Source organism: Sphingobacteriaceae bacterium GW460-11-11-14-LB5 (assembly GCA_002151545.1).
Taxonomy (GTDB): Bacteria; Bacteroidota; Bacteroidia; order Sphingobacteriales; family Sphingobacteriaceae; genus Pedobacter.
The window spans coordinates 3,869,106-3,888,183 of the sequence record CP021237.1 but is presented as its reverse complement, the minus strand read 5'-3'; the positions used below and the strand labels follow the sequence as shown (position 1 = coordinate 3,888,183).

Here is a 19,078-nt window from a genome sequence, read left to right as displayed (position 1 = left end):
CCCGACTTTCGGACTAAACAATAAAACACTAAATCATCCGACTTCGGACACCCGACTTTCGGACTTAAAAATTATGTCAAATTTTCCTCCAAGAAAAGATTTAAATATTAATCAGTTCGATTATTCTCCAAAGCAGCAAGGTTATGCTTTTCCTGCCGAATGGGCTAAACATGAGGCAACCTGGTTGAGCTGGCCGCATAAAGAAGCTTCCTGGCCAGATAAAATCGAAACGATATACGAACCATATTGCCAGTTTATTAAAGCTGTTGCTGAAGGTGAAAAGGTACGCATCAATGTTAAGGATGAAGAAATGAAAGCTTTTGCGGTTTCTGAATTAACGAAAGTAGACGCCGATTTAAGCCAGATAGAATTCTATTTCAATGAAACCAACGATGCCTGGTGCCGCGACCATGGACCTGCATTTTTGTTAAAAGGAAATGAAAAAGCTGTTGTCGATTGGGGATATAATGCCTGGGGTGGTAAATATCCGCCATTTGACCTGGATGATGTGGTTCCGACAAAAATTGCTAATCATTTTAAACTGCCTTTATTTACGCCAGATATTGTGATGGAAGGTGGTTCGGTAGAATTTAATGGCGCTGGGACGGTTTTAACCACCACGGCTTGTTTATTGAACGAAAACCGTAATCCGCATTTAACCAAAGCGCAAATTGAGCAATATTTGCTTGAGTATTACGGACAAGAACAAGTGTTATGGCTGGGCGATGGAATTGTTGGCGACGATACCGATGGCCACATTGATGATATTACCCGTTTTGTAAATGAAGATACGGTTTTAACAGTTGTTGAAAGTAATCCGCTGGATGAAAATTACCTGCTGTTACAAGAAAACTTAGCGGCTTTAAAGGCGATGAAACTAAAAGATGGCAGGGCATTGAATATTGTAGAGTTGCCTATGCCATCGCCGGTTATTCATGAAGATACCCGTTTGCCTGCCTCTTATGCAAACTTTTACATTGCGAATGCAGCGGTAATTGTTCCGGTTTTTGATGATGTAAACGACCAGAAAGCTTTAGCTATTATTCAAGGTTGTTTCCCTGACCGGAAAGTGATCGGTATCAATTCAGTAGATATTATCTGGGGATTGGGAAGCTTTCACTGTTTGAGTCAGCAGGAACCTGCGGTTTAGTTTGCAATTAACAGTTGATAGTTTCCAGTTGTTAAACAATCTAGCAATGAAACAATTTAACAATATCTCGGTAGAGTTGTTAACTTTACCACAATTAAGTTTTTATAAATTATATAAAAGTCCCCTTTAGGGGATTTAGGGGTTATGAAATTATTAGAAGGAAAAACAGCATTAGTTACAGGCGCATCGAAAGGGATTGGCCGTAAAATAGCTGAAAAATTTGCCGAGCAGGGCGCTAATGTAGCTTTTACCTATTTATCATCAGTAGAAAAAGGTGAAGCTTTAGAACAGGAATTACAAAGCTTCGGAACAAAAGTTAAAGGTTATCGTTCTGATGCTTCTAAATTTGCTGAAGCTGAGCAATTAATCAACGATATTGTAGCGGAGTTTGGTACGATTGATATCGTGGTAAATAATGCTGGAATTACGAAAGATGGTTTATTGATGCGTATGAGCGAAGAAAACTGGGATGATGTGATCAACATTAACTTAAAATCGATTTTCAACGTAACCAAGGCCGCCTCTAAAGTAATGATGAAAGCCCGTAAAGGTGTTTTTATCAATATGGGTTCTATTGTGGGTACTACAGGTAACGGTGGACAAGCAAATTATGCTGCTTCTAAAGCTGGCATCATCGGTTTTACCAAATCGATCGCTAAAGAACTAGGTTCGAGAAATATCCGTGCCAACGTCGTAGCACCAGGCTTTATCCGTACCGAAATGACAGATATCCTTGATCCGAAAGTTGTTGAAGGATGGGAAAAAGATATTCCTTTAAAACGTGCCGGAGAAACGGAAGATATTGCCAATGTTTGCGTGTTCTTAGCTTCAGATATGAGTGCTTATGTAACTGGCCAAACTTTATCGGTTTGCGGCGGAATGCTTTAAGGAAGGTAGAGGGTTAGAAGGCTTAAGGTGGAGGGTTTTCTTTCCAAAGCCATAGAAATATTAAGAAGTCAAGTTTTGATGGCCAGTTTGCTATGAAAAACTTGACTTCTTTTGTTACTTTATAAAATATCGGCCTTTAACTTCAGTAATATTAGCAGGCATTTTATTCTTCTCGAAAGCTAAATAACCTGGTTGCAGCGATTTCCAAAAGCTGGCCTGCGCAGGGAATTGAGCAATATACTTCTTCATATTTCCATCAGTCATTTTGAAGGGATAGATATTAACCGGAATCTTCTCCTGACCTGCATTTCTGGCTTCAACACCCAAAATATAAACCTCTTTAATTTTTTCGTCTGTTAGGGGAATGCAACCCACGGTTACACAATTGCCGTGAATGTAAATATCACTTCCAGGTTTTCTATCTTTTCCGGTTCTTGCATAATCTACTGTATTTGGATAGTTAACACCCAGTGATAGATGGAAATTGCTCATCGGATTAAAAACATTAACGTAGTAGAAACCTTCTGGCGTTTGTCCATCGCCTTCAATTACTTTCGGGCCAATGGTGCCAGAATGGGCACAAAAATCGTAAGTCCTAAACAATGAATAGGTTTTAGCCGAATTATTCTTTAACCATACCTCAAGTTTGCCTTCTGTTTTGTAAGCATTGATAACCATGGAAAATTGATCACCGTATCCACCAGCCCTAACAAATTTTTTCAGTGTTTCCCACTTTTCGTTGTAGGCCTTTTCTACTCTTTCAAATTTAATTTGTGTGGCTTTAAAATTGTTTTGGGCATTCACCATAAGGCTTAGAGATAGCAGAAATGTTAGACAGATAAATTTCATAAATTTTGGTTTGGCTAAAGCTAATGAATTATCTTTTTTAGTACTAATATTTAATTATCAACACATAGAATGGCATAGCGGAAAGCGTTTGGCGTATAGTGTTAGAAGCAGATAGGCCACTTGATTCATTCGATAAGCCATTACTAATGAGCTAATGGCTAATGAACCATTGAACCAATTGACAAATAACCTTGAAAATTTCCCCAAAATTACCATCTTTATGAATTATGACTGGTTTTTTCTCGGGTACTTCTATTTTGTTTTTTCTGGGTTGCCTGGCGTTAGGTGTGCTGTATGCCTGGTTGCTTTATCGTGGCAACAAAAATTTAGATAAAAAACTGCAATATGGCTTAACTACCTTAAGGATTATTGTGGTAACCACCATTGCGTGGCTAATATTTGCCCCCCTCATCAGAACATTAAATTATAGTTTAGATAAACCTGTTATTATTATCGGACAGGATAATTCGCTCTCTGTAGGTCAGGTTAAAGCAGCTGGTTTCGACCAAAAATTATACGAACAACACCTTAAAACCTTACAGGATAAACTATCAGACAAATACGAGGTGAAAACATTTCACTTTGGCGATCAGGTGGCAGATGGTTTCGATTTTAAAAACCAGGGGAAATTAACCGATGCCTCCGCTTTTTTTCAGAAAATTAGAGATGAATATACCAACCGAAATGTTGGTGCCATTATTTTAGCAACCGACGGTATTTTTAATCATGGCGGAAATCCGCTGTATAGCGTAAACCAGATCAATGCACCGGTTTATACGATTGCCCTGGGTGATAGTATTCCAAAGCGTGATGTATTGATTTCGAATGTAAATTACAACAATATTGTTTATCTGGATGACGATTTTACGATCGAAGTCCAGGTTCAGGCTTTTCAAAGCAATAGTGAAAGCACTTCTCTAACGGTTAGCCAAAACGGCGCAAAGATTGAGCAACAGAATATAACCATTAATGGAAGCTCCTTTGTTAAAACGGTTCCGGTTAAGATTCACGCAGGTAAAATCGGTGTTCAGAAATATACCGTTCAACTGGGCGCTTTAGCAAATGAAATTACAACCAGAAATAATGTCCAGACTTTTTATGTAGAAGTGATTGATGGCAGACAGAAAGTATTGCTCGCAGCAGCTGCACCACATCCCGATTTAGGGGTTTTAAAGGAGGCTGTTTCGCTGAATAAACATTACGAAGCTAAACTTGCCCTTGCCGATGATTTAAGTGCAACAGATCCATCTAAATTCGATTTAATCGTATTGTATCAGTTACCCGATGCGCAGAATATTTCAGCTGCGTTTTTAAAGAAGTTAACCGGTTTAAAAAAACCGATCTGGTACATTTTAGGTGCGCAAAGTAATGTAAACGCTTTCAATCAAATGCAAAACCAGGTCAACTTAGGTTCTGCCAATGGTTCGATCCAGGAAGTATATGCCGATTTTGCCAATGGTTTTACCAGTTTCAATCTCACAGAAGAAGATAAAAAACAGTTTTCATCTTTCGATCCGCTGCTCAGTCCGTTTGGAAGGTTAACTGTAAATGCAGGCGCCACACCTGTTTTTAATCAGCGTATCGGCAAAGTCAGCACACAGCAGCCATTGTTATTCTTTGCAAATGAAAATGGTTTAAAGACGGGCTATTTAATGGGAGAGGGGCTTTGGCGATGGAAACTCTCGGAGGCTGAGAATGAAAGTAATCAATCAGTTTTAAACGACCTGATTTCGAAAACCGTTCAATACCTATCTGTTAAAGATGATAAACGGAGGTTTAAGGTATTTACCTCGAAATCAGCTTATGATGAAAATGAAACCATTCAGTTTAACGGCACGCTTTATAACGATAGCTATCAGCCTGTCAATGAACCGGAAGTTAACCTTCAGGTTAAAAATGAAGCGGGTAAAGTATTTAATTATATTTTCTCCAAAACTGAAAATGGTTATCAGTTAGATGCCGGAACCATGCCTGCAGGTAATTATTCTTATTTAGCCAATACCGAACTGGGCGGAAAGAAATTCACGGCTACGGGTAGTTTCTATGTAAATGCGCTGATTGCAGAATTTCAGCAAACCACAGCCAATCATCAGCTTTTAAATACGATGTCGAAACAAAGCAATGGTAAGCTGTTTATGCCCGAAAATTTGCTCAAAATAGCTGATGAAATTGCTAAAAACGAAAATATTAAAACCATCAGTTACGAAGACCGTAAATATGACGAACTGATCAGCATGAAATGGCTGTTCGGTTTAATTTTGATTTTGCTGGGAGTAGAGTGGTTCTTAAGAAAGCGAAACGGAGAACTTTAGCTGATGTAAAATGTAAGGATGTAAGATGGATGATGTTTGGTCTATTTCCATCGTTCATCATCCCTTATTCATTTTCGATAGCTGGAACTTTAGTTGATGTAAAATGTTGGGAGGTAAGATGGGTGATGTTTTGGTCTATTTCCATCGTTCATCATCCGTCATTCATTTCCGATAGCTAGAACTTTAGGTGATGTAAAATGTAAGGATGTAAGATGGATGATGTTTGGTCTATTTCCATCGTTCATCATCCCTTATTCATTTTCGATAGCTAGAACTTTAGCTGATGTAAAATGTTGGGAGGTAAGATGGATGATGTTTTGGTCCATTCCATTATCCATTATCCCTCATCCATTTTCCATCCTTAGTGCCATTCATCCCTATAAACAAACTTCGGCATATGCCATTCGAAGCGGATAGAAAGTAACCTTAATGTTAATCCAATAATAGCAGCTGTAATGGTAGCCAGCATTTCGCTTCCGTGAAAATGTTCTATGCCGATATAGACCGCACCGGTAACGATTGCTGCACTGGCATAAATCTCTTTTCTGAAAAGAAAGGGAACCTCATTACAAAGTACATCACGAAGTACGCCGCCTGCACAACCGGTAATCATTCCGCTAAAAAGTACAATTAAATAAGGCAGGTGAATTTGCTGCGCAACCTGACAGCCAATAATGGTGAAAACCACCAAGCCTAAAGCATCAAGGTAAAGAAAGAGTTTTTTGAGTTTGGTCATAATGGAGGCAATAAATGCAGCGAGTAAGGCCGCTACTGCAGTAATCACCAAATATTCCGGATGTTCTACCCAGCTCATCGGGTAATGGCCAAACAATACATTTCTAACTGTTCCGCCACCCAATGCTGTAACCCAGGCGATAATACAAACACCAACCCAATCCATGTCACGTCGGCCGGCAGAAAGTGCTGCGGTCATGGCTTCAGCTGTTATAGCAATAATGTAGAGGATGTGGAGCATTCGATTGGTTAACTGTTTGAATGGGTTAATCGGTTAACTGATAAATTGTTGAATGGTTAAATTGCTGACTGCAAACAGCCAATCAAAATTCTTTTGCTTTAGATCCTGAAACAAGTTCAGGAGGACGAGACTAAAGGAAGATAACTTAAACGCTAAACGCCCAGCGCCATACGCTAATCCTTCTTCTCTTCCTGGATAATCACGAAAACATCTTCATTGTCTTTTTTCATGAAGTATTTTTCGCGGGCAAATTTTTCAGCGGTATTGAGGTTGGTATTCAGCTCGTTTAAATCTTTTTTAACCTGGGCAGTCTCTTTCTCGAAATATTCCTTCTCTTCCTGCAGTTTATTCGCCTGGCTGCGGTATTCGTACTGCGACATCATATCGTTTTTATCGAAAAATAGCATCCACATCGCAAAAGCGACAGTAGCAAGGAAATATTTGTTGCGGAAAAGATCTATTAAACGTTTCATATATTTCTCAAAAAATCGTCATTGCGAGGTACGAAGCAATCTCAAAGCAATAAGTTTTTATCAGTCAAGCTCAAGGTAGTAAGATTGCTTCGTGCCTCGCAATGACGTAAATGTAAATAAAAACATCCGAAGATTTAAAATCTCCGGATGTTTTACAAATAAGTTTTTCAACTTGTTAACACCCCAAACCCCTAAAGGGGCTTTTGGCATTATTCTTAGTCCCCTTTAGGGGATTTAGGGGTTATTTTTTAGCGTATTTGAATTTTGAACCGATGAAACGAGCGTTTTCACCCAATTCTTCTTCAATACGTAATAATTGATTGTATTTTGCAATCCTGTCTGAACGTGATGCAGAACCGGTTTTAATCTGTCCGCAGTTTAATGCAACAGCTAAATCAGCAATCGTAACATCTTCTGTTTCGCCAGAACGGTGACTCATTACCGAAGTATAACCACTGTTTTGCGCTAAAGTTACTGCATTGATGGTTTCAGTTAAAGAACCAATCTGGTTAACTTTTACTAAGATTGAGTTAGCGGTATCTTCGTCGATACCACGTTGTAAACGCGTAACGTTAGTTACAAATAAATCATCACCAACCAATTGAACATGGTCACCAATTTTATCTGTTAAGCTTTTCCAGCCAGTCCAGTCGTTTTCATCCATACCATCTTCAATAGAGATAATTGGATATTTTGCAGAAAGATCTGCTAAATATTGTGCCTGCTCTTCGCTTGAACGAATTACGCCAGTTGCGCCTTCAAATTTGGTATAATCATATTTACCATCTTTGTAAAACTCAGATGAAGCACAGTCTAAAGCTAAACAGATTTGAGAGCCTGGTTTGTAACCAGCGGTTTCAATTGCTTTTAATACTGTTTCAATAGCATCTTCAGTACCATCGAAAGTTGGTGCAAAACCACCTTCATCACCTACTGCAGTAGATAAACCTCTATCGTGAAGAATTTTTTTCAAGCTATGGAAAACTTCAGTTCCCCAACGTAAAGCCTCAGAGAAAGAAGGAGCACCAACTGGCATAATCATAAATTCCTGAAATGCGATAGGGGCATCAGAGTGAGAACCACCGTTAATGATATTCATCATCGGGATTGGTAAAGTGTTTGCATTAACACCACCAATGTAACGGTATAATGGCTGGCCGATTTCATCAGCAGCAGCTTTAGCAACCGCTAAAGAAACGCCTAAAATTGCGTTAGCACCTAAGTTACCTTTGTTTTCGGTACCATCTAGGTCCAACATGATTTTATCAATTGTATTTTGCTCAAAAACATCAATACCTCTTAATGCATCCGCAATTTTAGTATTTACATTTTCTACAGCTTTTAAAACACCTTTACCTAAATATGTAGATTTATCACCATCACGTAATTCAACAGCCTCATATTGTCCAGTAGATGCACCGCTTGGTACAGCAGCACGGCCAAAAGCGCCTGCTTCTGTTACAACTTCTACTTCTACTGTTGGATTGCCTCTCGAATCGAGAATTTGTCTGGCATGGACATTAACGATTATGCTCATTTTTATTTAATTTTTTGTTGATTTTTTAATCTGCTTAGTGTACAAAGTACAATTACTAAGCGCAACATCAAAGTTAGTATATTTTTTAAATAAATAAAGCCTTTTGAGGGTTAATGTTATGATAGTTGTTCAAGTTAACCAACGGTTAATTTTAAGTTAATATTGGCTATCTGTAATGCCGGATGAAAGTCGTCATCTCGACTGAAGCACAGTCCCGAATTTTCGGGAGAGAGATCTATGTACAATATCATGCAGATAGATTTCTCCGCTACGGTCGAAATGACGATTCTTTATTTTTTAGCTTCAGCCAATAATTGAGAATTTAAGCGTATATATTCATCTACTTTTGCTTCAGTTGCTAAAGCTAGGCCCGCTTTAGCGCTAGCTTCTGCACCGGCTTTATCACCCATTTTTAGTTGAATGCGGCCTTTCCAGTATTTAAACCATGGGGCTTTCATATCCGATTTTTCTACTTCACTCATCCATTCTAATGCAGTTTTTAAATCTTTTCCATTTTGGTAATAGTACATTGCTGCATTATAGTATGGCTTTTTTTCGCCTTTCATCGCTTCAGCAATATTGGCCATCACTTTTTCATCAATAGAAGTCGTAATATTAATGGCAAAGGCATTGTTCTCCCACATCATATTTAACGTTGCAGAAGTTTCGCTAACAGCCGAAAATTGCATGGTAAGAGTTTCCACTTTATCCTTTAAAGCTATTGTTTTTACTTTTACACGTAGTGCATCACCACTTTCTTTATACTCGTAGGCACCCCATTGATTAGCGGTTTTGTTAAAAATAACGGTCCATTCATTTTTATCAGGTATGCTGAATAAAGCATATTCGCCGGCTGGCAAGTCTTTCCCTTCAATTTTAACATCATCGGTAAATTTAATACGTGTAGCGGCGTTTGCTCCTGTACGCCAAACCACGCCCATGGGTTCCATGCCACCAAATATTTTTCGGCCCTTTACATTCGGACGGGAGTAGGTTAAAGTGATTTTGCCTAATCCAAAATCCTGGATAATGGTTTGCCCGCTACTGGGTTGCGGTATTTTTAAATCCTGTGCGTTTGCTAAATCTACCACACCTAATAGCATGATAAACAGTGCTGTAATTTTGTTGAATAATTTCATTGCTTTGTTGTTTTTGGTTTGTACTAATTTACGCAATAAGCTTCGGCTTTAACAAAATGTTTTAATGTTGTTCTGAGCTGAGCTGATGTTTCCTGAATCCAAAAATTAATTCATCAAAATATTCCCCGTTTTTAAAAATGGTTCCTTTCAACTCCGCCTCGAAAATAAAACCTGCTTTTTTTAAAACCTGTTGCGATGCTAAGTTTACATGAGAAGTACGTGCAAAAATCCTTTCAATATCAAATGTTTCGAAACCATACCTCAACATTTCTTTAACAGCAAGTGGAACGATGCCCTTGCCCCAAAAATCTTCAGCAATCCAGTAGCCGATTTCTGCACTTTTACTATAGATATCAGTCAGTTGATGTACGCCTATCGACCCAATTACTTCATTATTGACTACAATGGCTTTGATTTGCAATGGTTTGTGACTTAAGGCCAGTTGAATAAAAGCTTCGCCATCTTTTTTTTCATAAGGGAAAGGGAATTTATTGGTTAAGTTTTTCGAAATATTAAAATTATTGGCGTATTTAACCAAACTTTCAAGATCACTGGCTTGGTAAGGGCGTAAAACTAATTGCATCGTATCTAATTTTATCGGGATAAATAAGGCCTGTAACTTTTGATTAAAAATAAAGTCAGAAATAAAATGATTTTATGTTATACTTCAATCAGTTTGAAAAATCTTATTTCAATCATCTTGTTTTAAAGATAGATAATATTAAAATTCCTGAAGGTATTTTCTGGATAAAAGGCAGTAATGGATCAGGAAAAAGCAGGCTGCTGAAAGCAATTGACGGAATAATTTAAATACTCAAGTTTTGTGCTGATACTACTTTAGCGCGTCTAATACGTTGAATAACTTCTTATTAATTCCACTTCCGCTATAATTATTGATGTTGATCACTACAACGTATTTATTCCCTGCAGCATCGGTATGGTAACCGGCAAATGCCGAAACATCATTTATGGTTCCGCTTTTAATTTTCATGCCATTGTATTCTGGCAAAGCTTTATAGAAATCAGGAAACCAGTTTTCCTTTTGGATTTGGAAAAGTACACTGGCCATTGCCGAAGTTGTTATTCTATCGCCTGGAGAGAGTCCGCTGCCATCAATGATGTTGAGGGCCGTTTTATCGATGCCCTTATCCGCCCAGAAATTGATCTCGGTTTCAGCACCTTTACTTGTTGTAGCTGCCTTGCCCGATTTTATTGCAATGGTTTTTAAAAGTGTTTCGCCATACAGGTTAATGCTTTTCTTTAAAAACCAATAAGTGATTTCGCTTAAATTTGGAGAGCTTATGGTGTTTATCTTTTGTGTAACTGAAGGAATTACCTGATTGTTTAACAGCATTAACCGGGCTGTAGTGGCTGGCTGGTTTGTTGAAATGCCCAATCTTTGCAGGGTATCCTGCAAACGGTATGCGCAATCAAAAGCAGGGTCGGGTAGGGCAACTGATATTCCCGATTTTGCAATGCCCATGCCCCAGCTGCCGCGGATATAAGCCGTATTACTATAAGGAGGCAAGAAAGCATAAGCGCGGTCACCAGATCCCGAGCTACCCGTTTTTAATTCATTTACCAGCTGCACATAAGGAGTAGCGGGAACTGTTTTTACAATTTTTACTTCATCCGATGTGTTACTTCCAGGTTTTAAATGGATGTCGAATTGATTTTCGCGCCAGGCTAAACCAGAAGTTCCGGCACCATAATAATTGCCAATATCTTGCCAAACCCAACCTTCGGGTGTAGTTTGGGTACCGAAAATGCGATCGTCACCAATTACTGCACCTTCAATTTTTTTAATCCCTGCCGATTTTATGGCAGCAACCCATTGCGTTAAAACCGCATTTTCTTTGTTTTGATAACGCCATGATCCCAATGTTGGGTCGCCATTGCCAATAATGATCAGATTTCCTTTTAATATGCCATCTGTAGTAATTGTTCCGGTATAGGCCAGCGTGGTTTGAAATTGAAAATCCTTTCCTAAAATACTGAAAGCAGTGGCCGCAGTAATGGTTTTTAGGGTAGAAGCGGTAGCCAGTCCAATTTGCTCATTTTTAGCAAATAATGTTTTTCCGCTATTGGCATCTAAAACACAAAGTGAGACAATGGCATGTTTGGCCTGTTCATCATTTAATAAACTATTGAAAGCTTTTTCGAGGTTCTGAATTCTATTTTGAGCAATTGTAGCAATTGCTGAGAAAACGAATAGGATTAATAATTTGATAAATTTCATTTTTTATTGGCAAAGATTATATCAGAAAGCTGGTATAATTAGATTTATTTATAACGTGTGTTTCATTGGTGTTGTATGCATCTAAAAAGGTTGATGGAAACCTGACTTTTTTATTTTCGTTCCATTTGATTTCTATCGCATTAATTTTTCCATCAATTTCTTCTATTAAATCAATTTCCTGCTGTTGAAAACTACGCCAAAAATAATATTTCGCATGCTTTCTTTTATTGTTACTGGCCTTTATATATTCTGAAACGATATAGTTTTCGAAAAGCTGACCAGCATCCTGTCGCAATCCGAGCATACTGAAATTTTCAATTACTGCATTGCGAATCCCCGTATCGTAGAAGTATATTTTTTTGCTCTTCTTTATTTCGTTCCGGAGGTTACTGCTGTATGCACCTAACCTGAATACAACAAAACACTGTTCTAATAGATCGATGTAACGCTCAACGGTTAGTTTATCTGCTTCAATCATTTGGCCAAGCTCTGTGTACGATACCTCATTACCAATCTGCAACGCTAAGGCTTGTACCAATTTTTCGAGTTGCAAAGGTTTTCTAATGCCTGTAAGCGATAAAATATCTTTAAAAAGATAACTATTGGTTAAGTTCAGCAATAACTCTTTTTCTTCCCCTGGATAATTGATGGCATCAGGATAAGAGCCATAAATCAATCTTTTTTCTAATGCCTGTTCTTCTGCAAGCAGGTTTGTATCTTCAACAAGCTCTGCTACTGAAAATGGAAAGAGGTGATATTCAAATTTTCTTCCGGTTAATGACTCTTTGATGCCAACGGCCAGATCTAAAGATGAAGAACCTGTAACCAAAAGTTGTACATGGGTAAAATTATCGACTATTAATTTTAATGTTAAACCAATATTTGTAACACGTTGTGCTTCGTCGATAAAAATAAATTTATTCGATCCAACAATTGATTTTAGCCGTTCGATGCTGATATCTGTTAGGGTTGCGCGGACGTTAGCTTCGTCGCAGTTTAGGAAAACAAAAGGTAATCCTGTTTTATCGACCAGCTGTTTTAGCATAGTGGTTTTACCTACCTGCCTTGCGCCTGTAACTATAATTGCCTTTTGTTTAAAAAACTTAGATTCAATATGGGTTTGCAAACTTCTAATGATCATTTCATGATATCATTTTCGATAACAAATATAATCAAATTTAAAGCTAATCTCCTTTTTATATATAATTTAGTGATTACAATCTCTTTTTTATATATAATTTAGTGATTACGATCGCTGTTTTATATGTTTAGCTGAGTTATCCATTAAACAATTTATTGCGTTTAATTTCTTTTCCCTGTCTGAGTTTTACAGCGTGATAAATAGTAGGCACATCATTTGTCCATTTTTTCAGGGTGAAAACAATGGCAAGTATTTCTAATCTGGTGGCCAGACCAATCCAAAGGCAAAGCTCAAATAACAACACTGATTCGCAATGCACCATAATTTCGACCAGGGTAGCAAATAAAATTAAGGTCCAAATTTTGGCGCCGATAGAATGGGTGGCAATTTCCTTTTTAAATTTGATGTAGCTTAAAGCATAAGTTGAGGCCTCAAAAGCACCGAGTACAATCAGTTTTACCAGGTTGGCCTTAAAGAAATCGGGGCATTGAAGATAAGTCGCTACTGCAACCGAAATGAAAAATACCTGGTCTATGCCGGAATCTAAACGGCGTAACTTTTCGGAAGAGATATTGAGCTTTCTGGCAATTATTCCGTCGAAAACATCGGTTAATAAACCGATCGATAATAATGTAATCGCAAGAAAAGAATAGTGATTGGCATGGAAAAGGCTAAGTAAAATAATCCCGAAACCAATTAATAACCTGGCGTAAATTAAAGCAATGGGGATATGTTTCATGATTGGAGCGCGCATAAAAAAGCCCCGATAAATCGAGGCTTTTATTTAAATTTATTGATTAAACCAATTCTTTTTGAATCAGGTATTCGGCAATCTGAACGGCATTGGTTGCAGCACCCTTGCGTAAGTTATCGGCAACAATCCAAAGGTTTAATGCTTTTGGTGCCGACTCATCTCTGCGGATACGGCCTACAAAAACTTCATCTTTTTCATGCGCATCTTTTGGCATTGGATATTTTAGGTTGGCAACATCATCAACAACGATTATGCCAGGTGATTTTTCTAAAATACTACGCACTTCAGCTAAATCGAAATCATTTTCAAACTCGATGTTTACCGATTCTGAGTGACCGCCCATTACCGGGATACGAACCGTAGTCGCGGTAACTTTAATGCTATCGTCGCTCATGATTTTGTTGGTTTCCTTCACCATTTTCATTTCTTCTTTGGTATATCCGTTTTCCATGAAAACATCAATATGAGGAAGAACATTTAAATCAATTTCGTACGGATAAGCTTTAGGACCATCAACGCCTTTACGCTCATTCATTAATTGTTCAACTGCTTTAACACCTGTACCGGTAACCGATTGGTAAGTAGAAACCACCACACGTTTAATTTTGTATTTATCGTGCAAAGGTTTTAAAACCACAACCATTTGAATGGTAGAACAGTTTGGGTTAGCAATGATTTTGTTATCGATAGAAAGCTCGTGAGCATTAACTTCCGGTACAATTAATTTAATTGCAGGATCCATTCTCCAGGCAGAAGAATTATCAATAACCGTGGTTCCCGCTTCTTTAAACCGTGGAGCATGCTCTAATGAAGTATTTCCACCTGCAGAAAACAAAGCGATATCTGGTTTCATGCTGATTGCAGTATCCATGCTAACAATTGGGAACTTCTTACCCTTAAAAGTAATTTCCTTACCAACACTCTTTTCTGATGCTACGGGAATCAACTCTGTTAAAGGGAAATTTCTTTCCTCCAATACTTTTAACATGACAGTGCCTACCAATCCGGTGGCACCTACTACTGCTACTTTCATTTTAAATTTTAATTATATATTATTAAACATTTGATATAAGTCCAAATATGCTAAAAATTAAGCTTATATCCCCATTGTTACCAATTAAATTTGCTTTTAATATTTAAAATCTTACTTTTTCAATAGAAAATAAGGCTTGGAGTATAAAGTTTTGGGCAGTAAAAAACCACATTAAAAATTGTCGTTCTTTGTTTTGGAAAGCAGGTTCCTGTGCCTATCGGTTGCGAAGGCCCTGCTATCACTATAATCTTTTTAAACAATAACGGTCAAAATTTATAATCGTTGCAATTAAAAAGTATTGCCGTTCTATCAGGTTTAAATAACTGAGGGCAGTCTTTCTAATAATAGAGGAAATTTTAATTCGGTAAATCCGCGTTAGGGATTGTAAGGGTTTAGTGCCAATTTTTTATTGGTACCGGAGCAAAGCCTAGCCCTGAAAAGCCCGACCCTTTTCCGTATTTCAGGGGAAAGGGTAACGCCCAAATCAGTTTGCCATTAGAAATTCTTTTTTTATAACCCTCGCAGATTCAATTCGGTGTAATAGCCTTAATGAGGACCATGCCGTTTAAAAAACTGCGAGGGTTAGTAAATTAAATCAAATTAGCTTTAATATAATCGCAGCTTGTTTTGATCGAACCAACCGGATCAGGTTGATAATTGGTTTCGTGTTCTACAAAAAAGTGTTGCATACCAGATAATTTTGCCTGGGCAAAAATGCTTTTAAAATCAATAGCACCTTTGCCAACTTCAGTATTCCATTCTGGTTTGGCTTTGTCCATATCTTTCACATGCCACATTGGGAAACGGCCCGGGTATTTTTTAAACAAGGCTAAAGGATCGTTACCTGAGCGTACTACCCAGTATAAATCCATTTCGAAATTTACCAGGTTTTTATCAGTTTCGCTTAAGTAAACATCGTAACCAGTGGTATCACCTAATTTTTTAAATTCGAAATCGTGGTTGTGGTAAGCGAATTTTAAACCTGATGCTTTTGCAATTTCAGCAACCTTATTAAAATCATCAGCCGTTTTCTTAAAACCATCTACACCTTTGCTCTTATCTACATGTGCACCAGCAATGGTAAAGAATTTACCACCAATGGCTGCTGAAGATTCGATATCGGCTTTTAACTTGTCGGTTTTTCCGGTTCTTGAAAATTCATCCATTCCATAATGACCGCTTGGTGCTTTTAAACCGTTCGCATTTAATAAAGCTTTAAATTCTTTTGGCGTTAAGCCCCAGAATTTTCCATTAGCAAAACCATAAGTTTCTACTTCCTTATAGCCGGCTTGTGCTACTTTTTCGATGATGCCTTTTACATCTTTTGGCAGTTCATTACGTAAAGAGTACAATTGTAGACCAATATTTTTATTTACTTTATCAAAAGCAAACGACGGAATTAACAATGCCGCTCCGGCAGCTAATCCTGCCTGTTTTAAGAATGTTCTTCTTGAATTCATCTCTTAAATTTAAATAATTTCTTTTTTAATATATGCGCAGCTTGCTGCAACAGATTCCATCGGGTTTGGCTTGTAATTGGTTTCGTGCTCTACAAAGAAGTGTTTCATGCCCGAAAGTTTTGCATCCGCAAAAATAGGTTTGAAGTTAATAGAACCTGTTCCTACTTCTGCATTTAATGCCGGATCTGCTTTATCCATATCTTTAACATGCCACATGGTAAAACGGCCTGGATTTTCTTTAAATAATTTGATCGGATCGTTACCTGAGCGTACAACCCAATATAAATCAAGTTCAAAATCAACAAGGTTTTTATCGGTTCCTTTTAACAGGATTTCGTAACCAGTGGTATCACCTTGTTTCTCGAATTCGAAATTGTGGTTGTGGTAAGCTAACCTGATACCCGCTTCTTTCGCCAGTTTTCCGGCTTCGTTGATTTTAACTGCAATTTTTTTGTAGTCCTCAGCACTTTTTCTGATGCTTTCATCTAACCATGGAATGGTTACATATTCACTTCCCAGCACTTTAGCTGCTGCAATTGCCGCCTTTAATTCCTCCGTGTTTCCATCGGTTAAATAACTGCCTAAGCCATAGTGACCGCTTGGCGCAGTTAATCCGTTGTCATCAAGCAATTTTTTAAATTCGGCTGGTGTTAAGCCCCAAAACTGATCTTTTATAGAAAAACCATAAGTTTCAACCTCCTTAAAGCCAGCTTTAGCTACTTTAGCCAATGTTCCTTTTACATCTTTCGGAAGCTCATCCCTTAAAGAGTATAATTGCAAACCCACTAATTTTTTATCGTTGGCTACACAAGCGAAGGATGGAACCAAAAGTGCTGCAGCTGCAGCCATACTCGTATTTAAAATAAAATTTCTTCTTGATAACATAGGTGTATTTTTTTAGATGTCGCAAATAGAAACTGCCTTTTTTAAAGAGGCTAATTTGTCAGCATTTTTAGGTATAAATTCTTGTGCAACGAAACCTTTAAAGCCAGTTTCGGCAATGGCTTTCATGATTGCAGGATAATATAGTTCCTGCGTATCATCTATCTCATTTCTACCCGGAACACCGGCGGTGTGGTAGTGGGCGATATACTGATGGTGATCTCTGATGTTTCTGATTACATCTCCTTCATCAATCTGCATATGATAGATATCGTATAACAATTTGAAGTTTTCAGATCCTAAACGTTTGCAAAGCTCGGCGCCCCATGAAGTTCTATCACATTGGTAATCTTTATGATTAACTTTGCTGTTTAACAATTCCATTACCAATACAACATTGTGCTTTTCGGCCAAAGGGATTAACTGTTTCAATCCTTTTACACAATTGTTCCAACCGGTTTCATCATCTTTACCACGACGGTTTCCGCTAAAACAAATTAGGTTTTTGTATCCGGCTTCGGCAACAAGCGGAATCATTGCCGTATAGTTTTGAATTAACTTTTCGTGGAATTTTTCGTCGTTAAAACCATCCACTAAATTAATCTCTGCACCATTACACATGGTCGATACTAATCCATGTTTTTTTAAAGTCGGCCAATCTTTTGGTCCAACTAAATCTATGCCTGTAATACCGATTTTTTTAGCTTCAACACAAAGTGTTTCTACATCTAAACCGCTAAAACACCAGCGGCAAACGGCATGATTAATATTTCCTTTTAGCCTTAATGGCTGATCTGATTCTGATTTATCCATTGCTAATGCTGAAAATCCTGAAGAAACACCAATCGCAGCGGTTCCTGCGATGATGTTCTTTAAAGCATTTCTTCTATCCAGTTTTGAAGACATAATTATATCGTGTTAGCTTCAGTAACAGGTTTATTTTTATCGCTGAAGAATAATAAGAATAACAGCGCAACTAATCCTGCTATACCTGCTGGAATAATCCATATGCTTTGCCAAATATGGCCACCTTCTACAACATATTTATTAACTACCATACCTGATATGATCGAACCAATTAACATACCGACACCGTAAGTTGCCAAGGTAATAAAACCTTGAGCAGCACTTTTGAATTTTTCTCCGGCTAATCTGTCAGTATAAATTTGTCCGGTAACAAAGAAAAAGTCATAGCAAATGCCATGAAGAACAATTCCACCGATCAGCATCCAATAGTTTGAATCTGCATTTCCAAATGCAAAGAAAAGGTAACGAACTACCCACGCAATCATACCAATCGCCAGCATCTTTTTTACGCCAAGACGAGCAAAGAATAAAGGCATTAATAACATAAATAGGGTTTCCGAAACCTGACCTAATGATTGAACTCCTGCTGCACCTTTCATTCCAACTTCATTAAGAAACGGATTGGTGAAATTGTAGTAGAAAGCCAGTGGAATACAGATAGCAACAGATGCTAAGAAGAATAAAAGATATGATTTGTTTTTTAACAGGCCAATTGCATCTAAACCAATGATTTCTCCAAAAGTTGTTTTTTCACCTTTTTTAACTGGGGGAGTGTTCGGTAAAAAGAAACTTAACAATCCTAGAATGATTGAAGCAACGGATGCCATTTTGAATGTAAACACCAAATTGCCGCTCTGTTCCCAGTTTAACCACCCAATTACCAATCCGGCAATAATCCATCCAATAGTCCCGAATACCCTGATTGAAGGAAATTCTTTTCCAGGATCTTTCATTTGTTTAAAGGAGATTGAGTTTACTAACGCCAACGTTGGCATGTAAGCAATCATATACCCTAGGATAAATGGGAAAAAACTATCAAAATTTAAAGATGTTCCTGCAACCCATAAAAGTGCACCTCCAACTAAGTGTAGTACACCTAATACTTTTTGTGCAGAGAAAAATTTATCTGCGATTAATCCGATGATAAATGGTGCAATTATAGCACCTAATGATTGTGTACTATAAGCTGAACCAATTTGTACATCGTTTGCTAATAGATTTTTACCAAGGTAAGTTCCCATGGTTACAAACCAGGCGCCCCAGATAAAAAATTCCAGGAACATCATGGCAGAGAGTTTAAAGCGAGTAGTGTTATTCATTTGGTTTATATAAGGTTTTAAGGTTAAAGGTATAGGGTGTAAGGTTAATGCGAAAGCGGGTAAACTTTATGCTTCCCCGCCCGCAAACTCAAATATATGGTTAAAGCTAAAGAAAAGAA

Annotated in this window: 17 protein-coding genes; 3 read left to right on the top strand and 14 right to left on the bottom strand. The window is 37.8% G+C overall.

The features are described 5' to 3' along the window. Positions 1–73: 73 nt before the first annotated feature. Positions 74–1,150, top strand: a complete 1,077-nt coding sequence (locus CA265_15455; protein ARS40972.1) for an agmatine deiminase — start codon at positions 74–76, stop codon at positions 1,148–1,150. A gap of 144 nt (positions 1,151–1,294) precedes the next feature. Continuing rightward, a complete protein-coding gene (locus CA265_15450; GenBank protein ID ARS40971.1) occupies positions 1,295–2,038 on the top strand; it encodes a 3-oxoacyl-[acyl-carrier-protein] reductase in 744 nt (247 codons plus the stop codon). A gap of 114 nt (positions 2,039–2,152) precedes the next feature. Here CA265_15450 and CA265_15445 read toward each other — a convergent pair whose 3' ends face one another. Continuing rightward, positions 2,153–2,887 carry a hypothetical protein gene (locus CA265_15445; protein ARS40970.1) on the bottom strand — a complete coding sequence of 245 codons (735 nt, stop codon included), beginning with the start codon at positions 2,885–2,887 and terminating at the stop codon, positions 2,153–2,155. A gap of 227 nt (positions 2,888–3,114) precedes the next feature. Between CA265_15445 and CA265_15440 the strand changes: the two genes are divergently transcribed. Then, positions 3,115–5,199: a hypothetical protein gene (locus CA265_15440; GenBank protein ID ARS40969.1), complete on the top strand. Its 2,085-nt coding sequence runs from the start codon at positions 3,115–3,117 to the stop codon at positions 5,197–5,199. Positions 5,200–5,560: 361 nt separating this feature from the next. On the opposite strand, the gene CA265_15435 is transcribed toward CA265_15440, so the two are convergent. The 13 genes from CA265_15435 to CA265_15375 form a co-directional block, all read right to left on the bottom strand. Continuing rightward, the gene (locus CA265_15435) at positions 5,561–6,175 is read right to left on the bottom strand and encodes a hypothetical protein (GenBank protein ARS40968.1); all 615 of its coding nucleotides are present in this window, start codon (positions 6,173–6,175) and stop codon (positions 5,561–5,563) included. A 173-nt stretch (positions 6,176–6,348) separates the two neighbouring features. Further along, positions 6,349–6,648, bottom strand: coding sequence for a septum formation initiator (locus CA265_15430; protein ARS40967.1), 300 nt, complete (start codon positions 6,646–6,648; stop codon positions 6,349–6,351). A gap of 241 nt (positions 6,649–6,889) precedes the next feature. Continuing rightward, a complete protein-coding gene (locus CA265_15425) occupies positions 6,890–8,185 on the bottom strand; it encodes a phosphopyruvate hydratase (protein ID ARS40966.1) in 1,296 nt (431 codons plus the stop codon). Positions 8,186–8,475: 290 nt separating this feature from the next. Further along, positions 8,476–9,324 carry a hypothetical protein gene (locus CA265_15420; protein ID ARS43015.1) on the bottom strand — a complete coding sequence of 283 codons (849 nt, stop codon included), beginning with the start codon at positions 9,322–9,324 and terminating at the stop codon, positions 8,476–8,478. A gap of 61 nt (positions 9,325–9,385) precedes the next feature. Beyond that, entirely contained in the window at positions 9,386–9,907 is a 522-nt protein-coding gene (locus CA265_15415; protein ID ARS40965.1) for a GNAT family N-acetyltransferase, read from the bottom strand. A gap of 249 nt (positions 9,908–10,156) precedes the next feature. After that, positions 10,157–11,563 (bottom strand): D-alanyl-D-alanine carboxypeptidase/D-alanyl-D-alanine-endopeptidase, encoded by a 1,407-nt coding sequence (locus CA265_15410; GenBank protein ID ARS40964.1) that lies wholly within the window; start codon positions 11,561–11,563, stop codon positions 10,157–10,159. Between the two features lie 16 nt (positions 11,564–11,579). Then, positions 11,580–12,704 carry an ATPase gene (locus tag CA265_15405; protein ARS40963.1) on the bottom strand — a complete coding sequence of 375 codons (1,125 nt, stop codon included), beginning with the start codon at positions 12,702–12,704 and terminating at the stop codon, positions 11,580–11,582. A gap of 136 nt (positions 12,705–12,840) precedes the next feature. Further along, the gene (locus tag CA265_15400) at positions 12,841–13,443 is read right to left on the bottom strand and encodes a CDP-alcohol phosphatidyltransferase (GenBank protein ARS40962.1); all 603 of its coding nucleotides are present in this window, start codon (positions 13,441–13,443) and stop codon (positions 12,841–12,843) included. A 58-nt stretch (positions 13,444–13,501) separates the two neighbouring features. Continuing rightward, positions 13,502–14,491: an aspartate-semialdehyde dehydrogenase gene (locus CA265_15395; GenBank protein ID ARS40961.1), complete on the bottom strand. Its 990-nt coding sequence runs from the start codon at positions 14,489–14,491 to the stop codon at positions 13,502–13,504. 590 nt (positions 14,492–15,081) lie between these two features. After that, positions 15,082–15,951: a xylose isomerase gene (locus CA265_15390; protein ID ARS40960.1), complete on the bottom strand. Its 870-nt coding sequence runs from the start codon at positions 15,949–15,951 to the stop codon at positions 15,082–15,084. A gap of 9 nt (positions 15,952–15,960) precedes the next feature. Then, on the bottom strand, positions 15,961–16,836 hold the full coding sequence (locus CA265_15385; GenBank protein ARS40959.1) for a xylose isomerase: 876 nt from the start codon (positions 16,834–16,836) through the stop codon (positions 15,961–15,963). A gap of 12 nt (positions 16,837–16,848) precedes the next feature. Beyond that, positions 16,849–17,739 carry a hydroxypyruvate isomerase gene (locus tag CA265_15380; GenBank protein ID ARS40958.1) on the bottom strand — a complete coding sequence of 297 codons (891 nt, stop codon included), beginning with the start codon at positions 17,737–17,739 and terminating at the stop codon, positions 16,849–16,851. Between the two features lie 2 nt (positions 17,740–17,741). Further along, on the bottom strand, positions 17,742–18,959 hold the full coding sequence (locus CA265_15375) for an MFS transporter (GenBank protein ID ARS40957.1): 1,218 nt from the start codon (positions 18,957–18,959) through the stop codon (positions 17,742–17,744). Positions 18,960–19,078: the final 119 nt, after the last annotated feature.

Excerpts from the sequence above, each read along its gene's own strand:
- CA265_15455 (ARS40972.1), top strand. The coding sequence starts at position 74 with ATGTCAAATTTTCCTCCAAGAAAAGATTTAAATATTAATCAGTTCGAT.
- CA265_15450 (ARS40971.1), top strand. The coding sequence starts at position 1,295 with ATGAAATTATTAGAAGGAAAAACAGCATTAGTTACAGGCGCATCGAAA.
- CA265_15445 (ARS40970.1), bottom strand. The coding sequence starts at position 2,887 with ATGAAATTTATCTGTCTAACATTTCTGCTATCTCTAAGCCTTATGGTG.
- CA265_15440 (ARS40969.1), top strand. The coding sequence starts at position 3,115 with ATGACTGGTTTTTTCTCGGGTACTTCTATTTTGTTTTTTCTGGGTTGC.
- CA265_15435 (ARS40968.1), bottom strand. The coding sequence starts at position 6,175 with ATGCTCCACATCCTCTACATTATTGCTATAACAGCTGAAGCCATGACC.
- CA265_15430 (ARS40967.1), bottom strand. The coding sequence starts at position 6,648 with ATGAAACGTTTAATAGATCTTTTCCGCAACAAATATTTCCTTGCTACT.
- CA265_15425 (ARS40966.1), bottom strand. The coding sequence starts at position 8,185 with ATGAGCATAATCGTTAATGTCCATGCCAGACAAATTCTCGATTCGAGA.
- CA265_15420 (ARS43015.1), bottom strand. The coding sequence starts at position 9,324 with ATGAAATTATTCAACAAAATTACAGCACTGTTTATCATGCTATTAGGT.
- CA265_15415 (ARS40965.1), bottom strand. The coding sequence starts at position 9,907 with ATGCAATTAGTTTTACGCCCTTACCAAGCCAGTGATCTTGAAAGTTTG.
- CA265_15410 (ARS40964.1), bottom strand. The coding sequence starts at position 11,563 with ATGAAATTTATCAAATTATTAATCCTATTCGTTTTCTCAGCAATTGCT.
- CA265_15405 (ARS40963.1), bottom strand. The coding sequence starts at position 12,704 with ATGATCATTAGAAGTTTGCAAACCCATATTGAATCTAAGTTTTTTAAA.
- CA265_15400 (ARS40962.1), bottom strand. The coding sequence starts at position 13,443 with ATGAAACATATCCCCATTGCTTTAATTTACGCCAGGTTATTAATTGGT.
- CA265_15395 (ARS40961.1), bottom strand. The coding sequence starts at position 14,491 with ATGAAAGTAGCAGTAGTAGGTGCCACCGGATTGGTAGGCACTGTCATG.
- CA265_15390 (ARS40960.1), bottom strand. The coding sequence starts at position 15,951 with ATGAATTCAAGAAGAACATTCTTAAAACAGGCAGGATTAGCTGCCGGA.
- CA265_15385 (ARS40959.1), bottom strand. The coding sequence starts at position 16,836 with ATGTTATCAAGAAGAAATTTTATTTTAAATACGAGTATGGCTGCAGCT.
- CA265_15380 (ARS40958.1), bottom strand. The coding sequence starts at position 17,739 with ATGTCTTCAAAACTGGATAGAAGAAATGCTTTAAAGAACATCATCGCA.
- CA265_15375 (ARS40957.1), bottom strand. The coding sequence starts at position 18,959 with ATGAATAACACTACTCGCTTTAAACTCTCTGCCATGATGTTCCTGGAA.